12 protein-coding genes and 2 tRNA genes are annotated in these 15,108 nt (G+C 60.6%); 10 read left to right on the top strand and 4 right to left on the bottom strand.

The features are described 5' to 3' along the window. Nucleotides 1–150: 150 nt before the first annotated feature. The 4 genes from J3P84_RS24805 to J3P84_RS24790 form a co-directional block, all read right to left on the bottom strand. On the bottom strand, nt 151–1,716 hold the full coding sequence (locus tag J3P84_RS24805) for an ABC transporter permease (protein WP_434626371.1): 1,566 nt from the start codon (nt 1,714–1,716) through the stop codon (nt 151–153). After that, on the bottom strand, nt 1,716–2,726 hold the full coding sequence (locus tag J3P84_RS24800) for an extracellular solute-binding protein (protein ID WP_434626370.1): 1,011 nt from the start codon (nt 2,724–2,726) through the stop codon (nt 1,716–1,718). The genes J3P84_RS24805 and J3P84_RS24800 overlap by 1 nt, the downstream gene beginning before the upstream one ends. Before the next feature lie 289 nt (nt 2,727–3,015). Further along, nucleotides 3,016–3,102: transfer RNA gene (locus J3P84_RS24795), tRNA-Leu, on the bottom strand. Between the two features lie 175 nt (nt 3,103–3,277). Then, nucleotides 3,278–3,364, bottom strand: a tRNA-Leu gene (locus J3P84_RS24790). A 226-nt stretch (nt 3,365–3,590) separates the two neighbouring features. On the opposite strand from J3P84_RS24790, the gene rnr reads away from it, so the two are divergent. The 10 genes from rnr (at nt 3,591) to J3P84_RS24740 (ending at nt 15,060) form a co-directional block, all read left to right on the top strand. Beyond that, nucleotides 3,591–6,209 carry a ribonuclease R gene (gene rnr, locus J3P84_RS24785; RefSeq protein WP_434626369.1) on the top strand — a complete coding sequence of 873 codons (2,619 nt, stop codon included), beginning with the start codon at nt 3,591–3,593 and terminating at the stop codon, nt 6,207–6,209. After that, nucleotides 6,206–6,967, top strand: a complete 762-nt coding sequence (gene rlmB, locus J3P84_RS24780; RefSeq protein ID WP_434626368.1) for a 23S rRNA (guanosine(2251)-2'-O)-methyltransferase RlmB — start codon at nt 6,206–6,208, stop codon at nt 6,965–6,967. The genes rnr and rlmB overlap by 4 nt, the downstream gene beginning before the upstream one ends. A gap of 302 nt (nt 6,968–7,269) precedes the next feature. Further along, nucleotides 7,270–7,698, top strand: coding sequence for a 30S ribosomal protein S6 (gene rpsF, locus J3P84_RS24775; RefSeq protein ID WP_003186395.1), 429 nt, complete (start codon nt 7,270–7,272; stop codon nt 7,696–7,698). Between the two features lie 28 nt (nt 7,699–7,726). Next, nucleotides 7,727–7,957: a 30S ribosomal protein S18 gene (gene rpsR / locus J3P84_RS24770; protein ID WP_002551829.1), complete on the top strand. Its 231-nt coding sequence runs from the start codon at nt 7,727–7,729 to the stop codon at nt 7,955–7,957. Between the two features lie 36 nt (nt 7,958–7,993). Continuing rightward, complete coding sequence (locus tag J3P84_RS24765; protein ID WP_305497181.1) at nt 7,994–8,887, top strand: hypothetical protein; 894 nt, start codon at nt 7,994–7,996, stop codon at nt 8,885–8,887. 18 nt (nt 8,888–8,905) lie between these two features. Next, nucleotides 8,906–9,352: a 50S ribosomal protein L9 gene (rplI, locus tag J3P84_RS24760; RefSeq protein ID WP_003186385.1), complete on the top strand. Its 447-nt coding sequence runs from the start codon at nt 8,906–8,908 to the stop codon at nt 9,350–9,352. 117 nt (nt 9,353–9,469) lie between these two features. Then, nucleotides 9,470–10,867: a replicative DNA helicase gene (gene dnaB, locus J3P84_RS24755; protein WP_014336312.1), complete on the top strand. Its 1,398-nt coding sequence runs from the start codon at nt 9,470–9,472 to the stop codon at nt 10,865–10,867. Between the two features lie 206 nt (nt 10,868–11,073). Beyond that, the gene (locus J3P84_RS24750; protein ID WP_434626367.1) at nt 11,074–13,374 is read left to right on the top strand and encodes a YgiQ family radical SAM protein; all 2,301 of its coding nucleotides are present in this window, start codon (nt 11,074–11,076) and stop codon (nt 13,372–13,374) included. A gap of 301 nt (nt 13,375–13,675) precedes the next feature. Then, a complete protein-coding gene (locus J3P84_RS24745; RefSeq protein WP_434626366.1) occupies nt 13,676–14,602 on the top strand; it encodes an NAD synthetase in 927 nt (308 codons plus the stop codon). Continuing rightward, nucleotides 14,599–15,060, top strand: a complete 462-nt coding sequence (locus tag J3P84_RS24740) for a hypothetical protein (RefSeq protein WP_434626365.1) — start codon at nt 14,599–14,601, stop codon at nt 15,058–15,060. Before J3P84_RS24745 ends, J3P84_RS24740 begins: the two co-directional genes overlap by 4 nt. Nucleotides 15,061–15,108 lie beyond the last annotated feature (48 nt).

The following is a 15,108-nucleotide window of genomic DNA, read 5'->3' as shown; positions in this document are numbered from 1 at the left end:
GCCTGCTCGCGAAGGCGGCACATTCAACGCTGATGCAAGCTGACCCACCGCTTTCGCGAGCAGGCTCGCTCTCACGCTGATCTCCAGTGTTCATTGCATCCACATGCGCAACAAGCCCCTGTAGGCGCGAGCCTGCTCGCGAAAGCGATTTCAGCGGCTCAGATACATCCGCGTCGTCAGCAAATAGACCGGTAACCCCGACACCAGGATAAGCAGCGCCGCGTAAGGCGCCGCTGCCGCAAACTCGATGTTCGAGGTATGTGCCCAGACCGCTGTCGCCAGGGTGTTGAGCCCGGTCGGGCTGAGCAGCAAAGTAGCAGTCAGTTCTTTCATCGCGTCCAGGAACACCAGCGCAAATGCCGCCCCCAGCGCCGGGAAGATAATCGGCAAGGTCACCCGGCAAAACGCACTGAAAGAAGAAGCCCCCAGCGTGCGAGCCGCCTCTTCCAGCTGCGGCGCGGCCTTGTTCAGCGCCGTGCGCACCGGGGCCTGGGCCAGCGGCAGGAACAGCAGCGCGTAGGCAATCAGCAGCAAACCCGAGGTCTGATAGAGCGCCGGCACATAGTGCAGCGCGAAATACACCAGGCTCAGGGCAATCACCAGGCCTGGCAGTGCATGCAGCAAATACGGCAGGCGTTCTGCCCATAGCGCCAGGCGCCCCTTGTGACGGACCACCAGCAGGCCGACCGGCACCGCGAGTACAAGGCAGAGCGCGGCGCCGCCCAGTGACAGCGCCAGGGATGACAGCAGGGCTTCGCCGATCTCGCCCACCGGGAAGGCGGCGGAAGTGCCCACCGCCAGCCAATACACCAGCATCCCCAGCGGAATACCGCTGCCAATGACCGTCAATGCCGCGCAATACAGCTTGCCGAGGAACGCCCAGGGGCCGAGCCGTACCTGTTCCGCGCGGCGTGCCGCGCCTTGTCCGATGCGTACGTGGCGGCCCTTGCCGCGCACGCGCAATTCCAGCCACAACAGTGCCAGGCAAAGCACCAACAACACCGCTGACAGCATGGCGGCATTGGCGTTGCTGAACTCCAGCTCGAATTGTTGATAGATCGCGGTGGTAAACGTTTGCAGTCCGATGATCGACAACGCGCCGAACTCCACCAGCATGTGCAAGGCAATCAACAGTGAGCCGGCCAGCAGCGAGGGCCAGAGCAATGGCAGGGTGACGCGAAAAAACACGCCCCAGCGATTTTGCCCCAGGGTTCGTGCGGATTCCTCAAGAGAGGGATCGAGATTGCGTAGCGTTGCCGCCACCGGCAGGAAAATCAGCGGATATTTGGACAGCGTCATGACCAGGATGGCCCCGCCCAGTCCTTCGAATTGCGCGCTGAGCGATACCCAGGTGAAGCTGCTGACAAACGCCGGCACTGCGAATGGCAGGCAGAGGATCACGCCCCAGACCCTGCGTCCCGGCAGATCGCTGCGCTCCAAAAGCCAGGCCAGCGACAGGCCGATCACGCCACAGGCCAGCGTGACACCGATCATCAGCGCCAAGGTGTTGCGCAGCAGGCCGAATACATAAGGCCGCCAGAGCAAGTGCAATGCTTCTGTCCAACCGGCCTGCCAGGCCTTCGCGATGACATACAGGAGCGGCAACGCGCTCAGCAGCACCAGCAGCAGAACCGGGAGCAGCAGACCGATCGACGGGCGCTTGCGCCGGGGAATATAGCTCCTCGCGGCAGAGGGAGCGTTCAGCGACGGTGTCATCAGTTCAGGCCGACTTCACGTTCCAGCTCCAGGGCTTCTTCAGCATTGCCGAGGTCGGCCGGAGTGACTTTTGGCGGTTCAAGTTCAGTGAACGGCTTGAGGCCACGGTCCGACACCATGCCTTTGTGGAGGGGGTACTCGGCGGACGTCTGGGTAATCACGCGCTGGCCTTCTTCACTGGCCATGTAGGCGAGCAGTTGTTGGGCTTCCTTGGGGTGCTTGCTGGATTTCAGCGCGGCGGCGCTGGACACGGTCACCAGGCCGCCGGCATCACCTCCGGTGAAATAGTGCAGCCTGGAGTCGAGCTGGCCCATCTCTCGCTGCAGCGCGAACCAGTAGTAATTGTTCACCAGGACCGTCGCCACTTCGCCGTTTTCCACGGCCTTGAGGGCAACCATATTGTTGCTGTAGACCTTGCCGAACGCGCGCAGCCCGGTGAGCCATTCCTCGGCGGCGTCCATCCCGTGCAACTTGATGATGGCGACGGCTTGCTCCTGGAACGCGCCGCTGGTTGGTACAAAGCCGACCTTGCCCTGCCATTGCGGCTGGGCGAAATCGAGGACGGTTTTCGGCAGATCTTTCTCGTCGATCAGTTTGGGGTTGTAGGCAACCACACGCACGCGGGCGGTCACGCCCATCCAGGTGCCATTGCTCGCAACATAATCCTTGGGTAGTACGTTGAGCGTGGCGTCGTCGATCTTCGCCAGCAGCCCTTGCTCGCCGAGCTTGTTCAAGGGCGGCGACTCTTCGGTGTAGATCACGTCGGCAGGGGAGCGCTCGCCTTCTTCGACAACCTGGCTGGCGAGCTGGTTGCTGCTGCCCTTGCGCACGTTGACGTGGATGCCGGTCTTGGCCTCGAAGGCCTTGGCCAGTTCATCGCCAACTTCTTTGTGCTGGCCGTTGTAGAGAGTCAGTTCCACCTTGTCGGCGGCTTGGGTGAGGGGCGTTGCGAGGGTCAGGCCGAGCAGGGTGCAGGTCAGGGCGCGGCGCAGGGTGGTTCGAAACATCATTCGCGGGGGTTCCTCACTGTCGTGTAGCAAAAACTTGTAACAATGATAAACGATATTGTTTCTCATGTGCGTTGTGGCGAGGGGATTTATCCCCGTTGGGCTGCCCAGCGGCCCCCGGCCAGACAACTCGGTGCCAGTAAGATTGAGATCGTTGCTTTTGGGGCTGCTACGCAGCCCAGCGGGGATAAATCCCCTCGCCACAGAGGGAATTTTCGGATCCCGAAAACGCAAAAACCCGCTTTCGCGGGTTTTTGTGAGGTTCAAGGTACGTAAACCTTGAAGCTTGAATTGGTGCCCAGAAGAAGACTCGAACTTCCACGACCTTGCGGTCACCAGCACCTGAAGCTGGCGTGTCTACCAATTTCACCATCTGGGCAGCATCTTCAGCGTTGCCGCTGTTGATGTCGCGCACTATACGGAGCGCGTTTTGATCTGTAAACCCCTGTTTTTGTTTTGGTAATTGCCAAAACGAAACGACGGGGGCAAAAATGCAAAAACCCGCTTTCGCGGGTTTCTGTAAAAGCTCGCAGACATTATCTGCTGCTTGAAATTGGTGCCCAGAAGAAGACTCGAACTTCCACGACCTTGCGGTCACCAGCACCTGAAGCTGGCGTGTCTACCAATTTCACCATCTGGGCAATATCGACAGCGTGTGTGCGTCGTCGATGGCGCGCACTATACGGAGCGTGTTTTTAACTGTAAACCCCTCGGTGCAAAAAAAAAGCTAAATTTCACGAGCGGTGCAATCACAGGCTTTAAAGGCGTGTCAAAAGGCTTTAGAAAAGGCATCTGACGCTTGAAATTTCCCGTTTCATTACGCCTATGCCAAACTAACCCGCATATAGACAAGGTGAAAACTCTCTAATGGCCGATTGGCAGTCCCTCGATCCCGAGGCCGCTCGTGAAGCGGAAAAATATGAAAACCCTATTCCTAGCCGCGAACTGATCCTGGCGCATCTCGCCGATCGGGGTTCGCCTGCTAGCCGTGAGCAGTTGGTCGAAGAATTCGGTCTGACCACCGAGGACCAGCTCGAGGCCCTGCGCCGCCGTCTGCGCGCCATGGAGCGCGACGCTCAACTCATCTATACCCGCCGTGGCACTTATGCGCCGGTCGACAAGCTCGATCTGATCCTGGGTCGTATTGCCGGGCACCGCGACGGCTTCGGCTTCCTGATTCCGGATGACGGCAGTGACGACCTGTTCATGAGCCCGGCGCAGATGCGCCTGGTGTTCGACGGCGACCGCGCCCTGGCCCGTGTTTCCGGCCTGGATCGCCGTGGGCGTCGTGAGGGTGTGATCGTCGAAGTGGTGTCCCGTGCCCACGAGACCATTGTCGGTCGTTATTTCGAAGAGGGCGGCATCGGTTTTGTCGTCGCCGACAACCCAAAGATCCAGCAGGAAGTGCTGGTGACGCCGGGCCGCAACGCCAACGCCCAGGTCGGTCAGTTCGTCGAGGTGAAAATCACCCACTGGCCAACCCCGCGCTTCCAGCCGCAAGGCGACGTGGTGGAAGTGGTCGGCAACTACATGGCTCCGGGCATGGAAATCGACGTTGCCCTGCGCACTTATGACATCCCCCACGTCTGGCCTGAGGCGGTGCTCAAGGAAGCTGCCAAGCTCAAGCCGGAAGTCGAAGAGAAGGACAAAGAGAAGCGCATCGATCTGCGCCATCTGCCGTTCGTCACCATTGACGGCGAAGACGCCCGTGACTTCGACGACGCGGTCTACTGCGAAGCCAAGCCAGGCAAGTTGCGCTTGTTCTCCGGCGGCTGGAAGTTGTACGTGGCGATTGCCGACGTCTCCAGCTACGTAAAGCTCGGCTCTGCATTGGATGCCGAGGCCCAGGTGCGCGGCAACTCGGTGTATTTCCCCGAGCGCGTCGTGCCGATGCTGCCCGAGCAGTTGTCCAACGGCCTGTGTTCGCTCAACCCCCAGGTCGATCGCCTGGCCATGGTTTGCGAGATGGATATCTCCAAATCCGGCGAGATGACGAACTACTGCTTCTATGAAGCGGTGATCCATTCCCATGCCCGCCTGACCTACAACAAGGTCAGTGCGATGCTGGAAACGCCGAAACTCGCCGAATCGCGCAAGCTGCGCGGCGAGTACACCGACGTGGTGCCGCACCTCAAGCAGCTCTACGCGCTGTACAAGGTATTGCTGGCGGCGCGTCACGTGCGGGGCGCGATCGATTTCGAAACCCAGGAAACCCGGATCATCTTCGGTACCGAGCGCAAGATCGCCGAGATCCGTCCGACGATTCGCAACGACGCCCACAAGCTGATCGAGGAATGCATGCTGGCGGCCAACGTGGCCACGGCCGAGTTCCTGAAGAAGCATGAAATTCCTGCGCTGTACCGCGTCCACGACGGTCCGCCGCCAGAGCGTCTGGAAAAATTGCGGGCATTCCTGGGCGAGCTTGGCCTGTCGTTGCACAAGGGCAAGGAAGGTCCGTCGCCGAAGGATTACCAGGCCTTGCTGGCAAGCATCAAGGATCGTCCGGATTTCCACCTGATCCAGACCGTGATGCTGCGTTCGCTGAGCCAGGCGGTGTACAGCGCCGACAACCAGGGCCACTTCGGCCTGAATTACGAAGCCTACACCCACTTCACTTCGCCGATCCGTCGCTACCCCGACCTGCTCACGCACCGGGCGATTCGCAGCGTGATCCACTCGAAGATGGACACCCCGCACGTCAAGCGTGCCGGCGCGATGACCATTCCCAAGGCGCGTATCTACCCGTACGACGAGGCGGCCCTGGAGCAGCTCGGCGAGCAATGCTCGATGAGCGAGCGACGTGCCGACGAAGCGACCCGCGACGTGGTGAACTGGCTCAAGTGCGAGTACATGAAGGATCGCGTGGGTGAGTCTTTCCCGGGCGTGATCACCGCCGTGACCGGTTTCGGCCTGTTCGTCGAGCTGACCGACATCTACGTCGAAGGCCTGGTGCATGTCACCGCGCTGCCTGGCGACTACTACCACTTCGATCCTGTGCATCACCGCCTGGCGGGCGAGCGCACCGGTCGCAGCTTCCGTCTTGGCGATACCGTTGAAGTGCGGGTGATGCGCGTCGATCTGGACGAGCGCAAGATCGACTTCGAGATGGCCGAAAAAACCATCAGCGCGCCGATCGGTCGCAAGAAGCGCGGCACCGAAACGGCTGCGCCAGCAACCAAGACCGCCGCCGAGCCTGCCCCGGCCAAGTCGGGGCGCCGCGGTTCGGCCAAGGAGAAGGCTGTCGAGGCCTATCGCCCGAGCGATGCGGCGGCGAAAAATGCCGAGTTGCGCAAAAGCCGTGAAATGAAACAGGCGTTGCTGGCCGAAGCCAAGAACGGTGGTAAAGCGGCGTCTGGGGGAAAGACCGGAAGGTCGACCCCGGACAAGGCGACCAGCAAGCCGAGCAAGCACCGTAAAGGTCCGCCGAAAGCGGGCTCGTCCCCAGCCAAAAGTGGCGGGGCGCGTAAACCCAAGGGCAAGTCATGAGTCAGCTGGAAAAAATCTACGGCGTGCATGCCGTGGAGGCGCTGTTGCGTCACCACCCCAAGCGGGTCAAGCAGATCTGGTTGGCGGAAGGGCGCAGCGATCCGCGTGTCCAGACGTTGATCGAGCTGGCGGGCGAAAATCGCGTGGCGGTCGGCCAGGCCGAGCGGCGTGAGATGGACGCCTGGGTTGAAGGCGTGCACCAGGGCGTCGTCGCCGAAGTCAGCCCGAGTCAGGTCTGGGGCGAGGCGATGCTCGACGAGTTGCTCGATCGCACCGAGGGCGCGCCGTTGCTGCTGGTGCTGGACGGCGTGACCGACCCGCACAACCTCGGCGCCTGCCTGCGTTCGGCGGATGCCGCCGGGGCGTTGGCGGTGATCGTGCCAAAAGACAAGTCGGCCACCCTGACCCCGGTCGTGCGTAAAGTCGCCTGCGGCGCGGCGGAAGTGATCCCGCTGGTGGCCGTGACCAATCTGGCGCGCACCCTGGAGAAACTCCAGCAGCGCGGGTTGTGGGTCGTCGGCACGGCGGGCGAGGCCGAGGTCAGCATCTATGACCAGGACCTGACCGGCCCGACCATCCTGATCATGGGCGCCGAAGGCAAGGGCATGCGCCGCCTGACCCGCGAGCATTGCGACTACCTGGTCAAGCTGCCGATGGCCGGCAGTGTCAGCAGTCTCAACGTCTCGGTTGCCACCGGCGTGTGCCTGTTCGAAGCCCAGCGCCAGCGTGGGGCCAAGACTGCTGCCAAAAAGCCCTGATCGCAGTACAACCTTGTGGGAGCGAGCCTGCTCGCGAAAGCGCACTGACATTCAATAACTATTTGAATGACGCACCGCTTTCGCGAGCAGGCTCGCTCCCACATTGGTCTGTGTGTAATTGAAAACGGTGGTTGTTCAAATAATCGCCAATTGCCTTGCGCCGCCCTCGACCCTTCTCTACAATTGCGCCCCTTGCTGTGATGGCAGGCACTTATGTGTCTAGCGTCCTCAAGTCCATAAGTGTCATTCACTCCTTGTCTGACCGTTTTTGAGCGGCAGGCTACAACCCGTAAGGAGCATTCATGCGTCATTACGAAATCATCTTTTTGGTCCACCCGGATCAAAGCGAGCAAGTCGGCGGCATGGTTGAGCGTTACACCAAGCTGATCGAAGAAGACGGCGGCAAAATCCACCGTCTGGAAGATTGGGGCCGTCGTCAACTGGCCTACGCAATCAACAATGTTCACAAGGCTCACTACGTGATGCTGAACGTTGAGTGCACCGGCAAGGCCCTGGCCGAGCTGGAAGACAACTTCCGCTACAACGATGCAGTGATCCGTAACCTGGTCATCCGTCGCGAAGAAGCCGTCACCGGCCAATCCGAGATGCTCAAGGCTGAAGAAAACCGCAGTGAGCGCCGTGAGCGTCGCGACCGTCCTGAGCACTCTGACAGCGCCGATGGCGATGACAGCGATAGCGACAGCGACAACAGCGATAACGCTGACGAGTAATCCACGGACCTTTTAAGGAGCCAATCACATGGCACGTTTCTTCCGTCGTCGTAAATTCTGCCGCTTCACCGCTGAAGACGTGAAAGAGATCGATTACAAAGATCTCAACACTCTGAAAGCCTACGTATCCGAGACCGGCAAAATCGTTCCAAGCCGTATCACCGGTACCAAAGCACGTTATCAGCGTCAGCTGGCCACCGCTATCAAGCGCGCCCGCTTCCTGGCCCTGCTGGCCTACACCGACAGCCACGGCCGCTGAGACCGGGCAGTCGATACGTAGCAAAGGATTGAATGCATGCGCGCCTTAGCTGAGTTCATCATGCGCGGTCGTATGCAGGCCACTCTCGTAGTGGCTGGATGCGCGGCATTGCCGTTGTTGTATTGGTTGGGTGCTGCCGCGGTGAGTCTCGTACTCCTGCGGCGCGGATTGAGGGACGCCCTTGGCGTTCTTGCTCTGGGACTGCTGCCGGCCTTGCTCTGGTGGTTGTATTCCGCTGACCCGCGGGCACTGATGGTGCTGCTGGGGTCTTCGGCGCTGGCGTTGGTGTTGCGCGCCAGCGAATCCTGGAACCGCGTGCTGCTGGTCAGCATAGCGATGGGAGTGGTGTTTTCAGTGGTGCTCGGGGTGGCTTTCGCACCCCAGATCGAGATGCTCTCGCAGGCTTTGATAAAAATCCTGCCCGAGGCCCTCGGTGATCTCTACCAACAGATGTCGGCAGAGGAGCAGGCGCGTTTCGCGTCCCTGATCGCACCGGTCCTGACCGGCCTGATTGCGGCCTTGTTGCAAATCGTCAGTGTGCTGAGCCTGATTATCGGGCGCTACTGGCAAGCGTTGTTGTACAACCCGGGTGGTTTTGGTCGCGAATTTCGCGCCATTCGTTTCCCGCTCGGGCTGGCGATGTTACTGCTGGCGGGCATGCTCCTGGGGCCGAATTTCGGTCCGCAGATGGCCATGCTCACGCCGTTGTGCAGTGTACCGCTGGTGTTTGCCGCCCTGGCCCTGATTCACGGGCTTGTGGCGCAAAAGCGACTGGCCAGGTTCTGGCTGGTCGGGTTGTACGTCACGTTGTTGCTGTTCATGCAGCTGATCTATCCGTTGCTGGTGGTCCTGGCCATCGTCGACAGCCTGATTGATTTTCGCGGTCGTATGGCGCCGAAAGACGCCGACAACGCGAACGGTGAAGGTTAAAAGTTAGAGGATTTTCACATGCAACTGATCCTTCTGGAAAAAATCGCCAACCTGGGCAACCTGGGCGACAAAGTAAACGTTAAGGCCGGTTACGGCCGTAACTACCTGCTGCCTTTCGGCAAAGCCACCGCTGCGACCGCTGCCAACCTGGCTGCGTTCGAAGAGCGTCGCGCTGAGCTGGAAAAAGCCGCCGCAGACCGTAAGGCATCGGCTGAAAGCCGTGCTGCCCAACTGGCCGAGCTGGAAGTGACCATCACTGCCACCGCTGGCGACGAAGGCAAGCTGTTCGGTTCGATCGGTACTCACGACATCGCTGACGCACTGACCGCCTCCGGCGTTGAAGTTGCGAAAAGCGAAGTTCGTCTGCCGAACGGCACCATCCGCAACGTAGGTGAATTCGACGTAGCCGTGCACCTGCACGCCGAAGTTGAAGCCACCGTACGCGTTGTCGTGGTAGCAGCCTAAGCAACACCTGTCGGTTGGCACCCTCGGGCGCCAACCGGTAACATCGGGCACGATCCTGTCTACAGGTCGTGCCCTTTGTCTTTCTGCAATTCCTGATTTTCATAACCTGACGTGGCCATGAACGAAATCACCGCCCCCGAGCAATACGATCTGCAAACCGCTGCCCTGAAGGTGCCTCCGCATTCCATCGAGGCCGAACAGGCCGTGCTCGGTGGTCTGATGCTGGACAACAACGCCTGGGAACGCGTGCTTGATCAAGTCTCCGACGGCGATTTTTATCGGCATGACCACCGCCTGATTTTCCGCGCGATCGCCAAGTTGGCCGATCAGAACATGCCGATCGACGTCGTGACCCTGGCCGAGCAATTGGACAAGGAAGGTCAGACATCCCAGGTCGGCGGCCTCGGTTACCTCGGCGAACTGGCGAAAAACACGCCGTCGGTCGCCAACATCAAGGCTTACGCCCAGATCGTGCGCGAGCGGGCGACCTTGCGCCAGTTGATCGGCATCAGCACTGAGATTGCCGACAGTGCGTTCAACCCGGAAGGTCGCACCGCCGCTGAGATTCTCGACGAAGCCGAGCGGCAGATCTTCCAGATCGCCGAGGCGCGGCCGAAAACCGGCGGCCCGGTGAGCGTCAACGACCTGCTGACCAAGGCCATCGACCGCATCGACACCTTGTTCAACACCGACAACGCCATTACCGGCCTGTCCACCGGCTACACCGACCTCGACGAGAAGACCAGCGGCCTGCAGCCGTCCGACTTGATCATCGTCGCCGGCCGTCCGTCCATGGGTAAGACCACCTTTGCGATGAACCTGGTGGAAAACGCCGTGCTACGCAGTGAAAAGGCTGTGTTGGTGTACTCCCTCGAGATGCCAGGCGAATCGCTGATCATGCGTATGCTGTCGTCCCTCGGGCGTATCGACCAGACCAAGGTCCGTTCCGGCCAGCTGGAAGACGACGATTGGCCGCGCCTCACCTCGGCGGTGAACCTGCTCAACGACCGCAAGCTGTTCATCGACGATACCGCAGGTATCAGCCCGTCGGAGATGCGCGCCCGAACCCGCCGCCTGGTGCGTGAGCACGGCGAGGTCGGGCTGATCATGATCGACTACCTGCAGTTGATGCAGATCCCCGGCTCTAGCGGCGACAACCGGACCAACGAGATTTCCGAGATCTCCCGTTCCCTCAAGGCCCTGGCCAAGGAATTCAACTGCCCAGTCGTTGCCCTTTCGCAGTTGAACCGTTCCCTGGAACAGCGCCCCAACAAGCGTCCGGTGAACTCGGACTTGCGGGAATCCGGAGCGATCGAGCAGGACGCCGACGTCATCATGTTCGTTTACCGTGACGAGGTGTATCACCCCGAGACGGAACACAAGGGCATTGCCGAAATCATCATCGGCAAGCAACGGAACGGCCCGATCGGCTTCATCCGCCTGGCGTTTATCGGCAAATACACGCGCTTCGAAAACCTGGCGCCGGGTAGCTACAATTTTGATGATGACGAGTAAATCTGTTCGCTTGACCCGCCTTTGTGGCGAGGGAGCTTGCTCCCGCTGGGCTGCGTAGCAGCCCCCAGTTTGCACATGTAATCCAGGTGTGCGGGGGATCCGGCTGCTGTGCAGCCGGGCGGGAGCAAGCTCCCTCGCCACAATTGGTTATTTTTTGTGCTATATTCCGCGCCCGCGATTTTTCATCTTCTATACCGGTCATCGACATGCAAGCAGCCAAGCCATTATTCGATTATCCCAAGTACTGGGCCGAATGTTTCGGACCGGCGCCGTTCCTGCCGATGAGCAGGGAGGAGATGGATCAGCTCGGCTGGGATTCGTGCGACATCATCATCGTGACCGGTGATGCCTACGTCGATCATCCGTCGTTCGGCATGGCGATCATTGGCCGTCTGCTGGAAGCCCAGGGCTTTCGCGTTGGCATCATTGCCCAGCCGAACTGGCAGTCCAAAGACGACTTCATGAAGCTCGGCGAGCCCAACCTGTTCTTCGGTGTCGCGGCCGGCAACATGGACTCGATGATCAACCGCTACACCGCCGACAAGAAAATCCGTTCCGATGACGCCTACACGCCGGGCGGTTTGGCGGGCAAGCGGCCGGACCGTGCGAGCCTGGTCTATAGCCAGCGTTGCAAGGAAGCCTACAAACACGTGCCGATCGTCCTCGGCGGTATCGAAGCGTCCCTGCGCCGCATCGCCCACTACGACTACTGGCAGGACCGGGTGCGCAACTCGATCCTGATCGACGCCTGCGCCGACATCCTGCTCTATGGCAACGCCGAGCGGGCGATTGTCGAAGTGGCCCAGCGCCTGTCCTACGGCCACAAGATCGAAGACATCACCGACGTGCGCGGCACCGCATTCATTCGCCGCGACACGCCGCAAGGCTGGTACGAAGTCGATTCCACGCGCATCGACCGTCCGGGCAAGGTCGACAAGATCATCAACCCGTACGTGAATACCCAGGACACCGCTGCCTGCGCCATCGAGCAGGAAAAGGGCCCGGTCGATGACCCGAGCGAAGCCAAGGTCGTACAGATCCTGGCGAGCCCGAGGATGACCCGCGACAAGACCGTGATTCGCCTGCCATCGGTAGAGAAGGTGCGCAACGATGCGGTGCTGTATGCCCACGCCAACCGCGTGTTGCACCTGGAAACCAACCCGGGCAACGCCCGTGCGCTGGTGCAGAAGCACGGCGAAGTCGACGTCTGGTTCAACCCGCCGCCCATTCCGATGACTACTGAGGAAATGGACTACGTGTTTGGCATGCCTTACGCGCGTGTCCCGCATCCGGCGTATGGCAAGGAAAAGATCCCCGCTTACGAGATGATCCGTTTCTCGGTGAACATCATGCGTGGCTGCTTCGGTGGCTGCACCTTCTGCTCGATCACCGAGCACGAAGGCCGGATCATCCAGAACCGCTCGGAAGAGTCGATCATTCGCGAGATCGAAGAGATCCGCGACAAGGTGCCTGGTTTCACCGGGGTCATTTCCGACCTCGGCGGCCCGACCGCGAACATGTACCGCATCGCCTGCAAGAGCCCGGAAATCGAATCCGCGTGCCGCAAGCCGTCCTGCGTGTTCCCCGGCATCTGCCCGAACCTCAATACCGACCACTCGTCGCTGATCCAGCTGTACCGCAGCGCCCGTGCGTTGCCTGGGGTGAAGAAGATCCTCATTGCCTCCGGCCTGCGTTACGACCTGGCGGTCGAGTCGCCGGAGTACGTCAAGGAGCTGGTGACCCACCACGTCGGCGGTTACCTGAAGATCGCCCCGGAGCACACCGAGGAAGGCCCGCTCAACCAGATGATGAAGCCGGGCATCGGCAGCTATGACAAATTCAAGCGGATGTTCGAGAAGTACACGAAGGAAGCCGGGAAAGAGCAGTACCTGATTCCGTACTTCATCGCGGCTCACCCGGGCACTACCGACGAAGACATGATGAACCTGGCGCTGTGGCTCAAGGGCAACGGCTTCCGGGCCGACCAGGTGCAGGCGTTCTATCCGTCGCCGATGGCTACGGCCACCGCGATGTATCACTCGGGCAAGAACCCGCTGCGCAAGGTCACCTACAAGAGCGACGCGGTGACCATCGTCAAGAGCGAAGAGCAGCGCCGCCTGCACAAGGCGTTCCTGCGTTATCACGATCCGAAAGGCTGGCCGATGCTGCGCGAAGCGCTGACCCGCATGGGCCGCGCCGACCTGATCGGGCCGGGCAAGAACCAGTTGATTCCGTTGCACCAGCCTGCCACCGACAGCTACCAGAGTGCCCGTCGCAAGAACTCGACCCCGGCTGGCAGCCATAAGGTCGGTAAGGAGACCACCAAGATCCTGACCCAGCACACCGGCCTGCCGCCGCGGGCCAGTGACGGCGGCAATGCCTGGGATAAACGCGAGCAAGCCAAGGCCGCTGCGTTCGCCCGTAATCAGCAGGCTGCCAAGGAGCGCAAGGATGCGGCCAAGGGCAAGGGACCGAAGCCTGCGCGCAAGCCGGTTGTGCCGCGCTGATCGCCCCGCCCAATCGCAAGACGCCAGCCTGAGTGCTGGCGTTTTGCTTTCTAGCGGCAGTGCTGGCCGTTTGTTATCGTGGCGCCGCGTTATGGCGCCGAGGTGAATACGAGGTCCTTGTGGCGAGGGGATTTATCCCCGTTGGGCTGCGCAGCAGTCCTAGAACCTTCCACCTCGGTGGGGCAGGTCGATTGCGTTAAGCCTTTTAGGGCTGCTCCGCAACCCAGCGGGGATAAATCCCCTCGCCACGGGGTTCCGTGTGGAAAGAAATTAAATCCATCGATTCTCAAGGACGATTCATATGAGCAGCGCTTCAACGGGCATCGGCATGGACTTGAGCTTTTCCCAGTTCATGGCCCGTCAACGCATCGAAAGCCAGATCAACCTGCCGCGCCTGTTTGCCGCGATCGACGCCGACCCCAACATCACCGGTGCGGGGGTGGTGTATGTCGATTCCGACTACAACGTGGTGACGCTGCGGGAGTTCAAGCCGATCTGCAGCATCGCGCCCAAACGCATCATTTTGCGCGAGGCGAAAAAGTACATTGCTCCGCAGCAATTCATAGAACAGGTGAAAAGCAGTCCACGCGAGTCGAAGCTCGGGATTGAGGCGACCAATGCCGGCTTGTCCTGTGTCGCCGCGGTGATTGGTTGGGTGGTGGTATTCAGTGGCAGCGTTGCCGTGCCCTTTACGGCTGGTGCCAGCGCTTTTGTGGTCGCCTTGGGCGCCGCTGCCGCTACGGCCAGTACCGCGCAGTGCGTCATTGGCGGAATGCGGGTGGCGAACGAGTTGAGCAACCCTACTGGCAACGATGAGATGAACGATGCTGACTGGTACAACATCGTGTCGCCGATTCTTGACGGTGTTTCCCTGGTGGGCGTCGGTGGCTCGGCGCTGACGACTGTTCGATTGCTCAAGGCCAACAAGGCGGCCGGCACCGGCAAGAGCTGGTACCAGTTGCTCAAGGGCCTGAATCGCCAAGAGCGCAGTAAGTTGACCAAGGAACTTCTGACGCTGAAGGACCCAAGCCTGACCGCTAAGTTGCTCAAGTTGCAGCAACGGGCAGGGGCTTTGCCCAAGCGTTACTCGTCCGCTGAGATCCGGCATGCGACCCTGACTCAGATCAAGGACTCGCTGGGCGGCGCCCTGGGCGTCATCGGCAGTTATACCGGTGGTGGCCATGTGAAAACCGTTGCCGTCGGCCTGTACGAAGAGTTCACGGAATGATCGGCGGCGGATCACTGAAGCCATTCCTGGCCCGCTATTTTCCGATTTTCATGGGCACCATCCTGCTCGGCTGTTTTTCCGGTTCCACGCTGCTCGTTCTGGCCGGAGCCACTTATTGGCGCGCCTTGGAGCCCTCGATCAGGACCGACTATGTCGGTTTCGGCACGTTGGCCCTGGTGATGGTTCTAGTCTTGGGCAACCTGCTGATTGCACGCGGGCGCGCTTGGGCAATCTGGGGTGTGGCGGGTTATTTCCTAGCCTGTCTGGCGGCGGCGGTGCCGACGTTTGCTTACGGGCCGCACCAGGGCGTGTACATCTTCGCTGTGCTGTTACCGCTACTGGGACTGCTCCTGATCAACAGCAAACGCCACCGGGAAATGCGCCGCAAGCTCGTCGAGATCCGCCACCAGCGCGAACGCATCATCCAATCCGCCAAGGCCTCGCGCCCGCGCCGTTGAGTCGATTCGCTACCGCCCGCGCCGCATTTATGTGCGGCCGTTGCAGAT

The organism is Pseudomonas sp. Z1-29, assembly GCF_051131995.1.
Taxonomy (GTDB): Bacteria; Pseudomonadota; Gammaproteobacteria; order Pseudomonadales; family Pseudomonadaceae; genus Aquipseudomonas.
The sequence above is the reverse complement of the archived record's forward strand: the minus strand, read 5'-3'. Positions and strand labels throughout refer to the sequence as shown.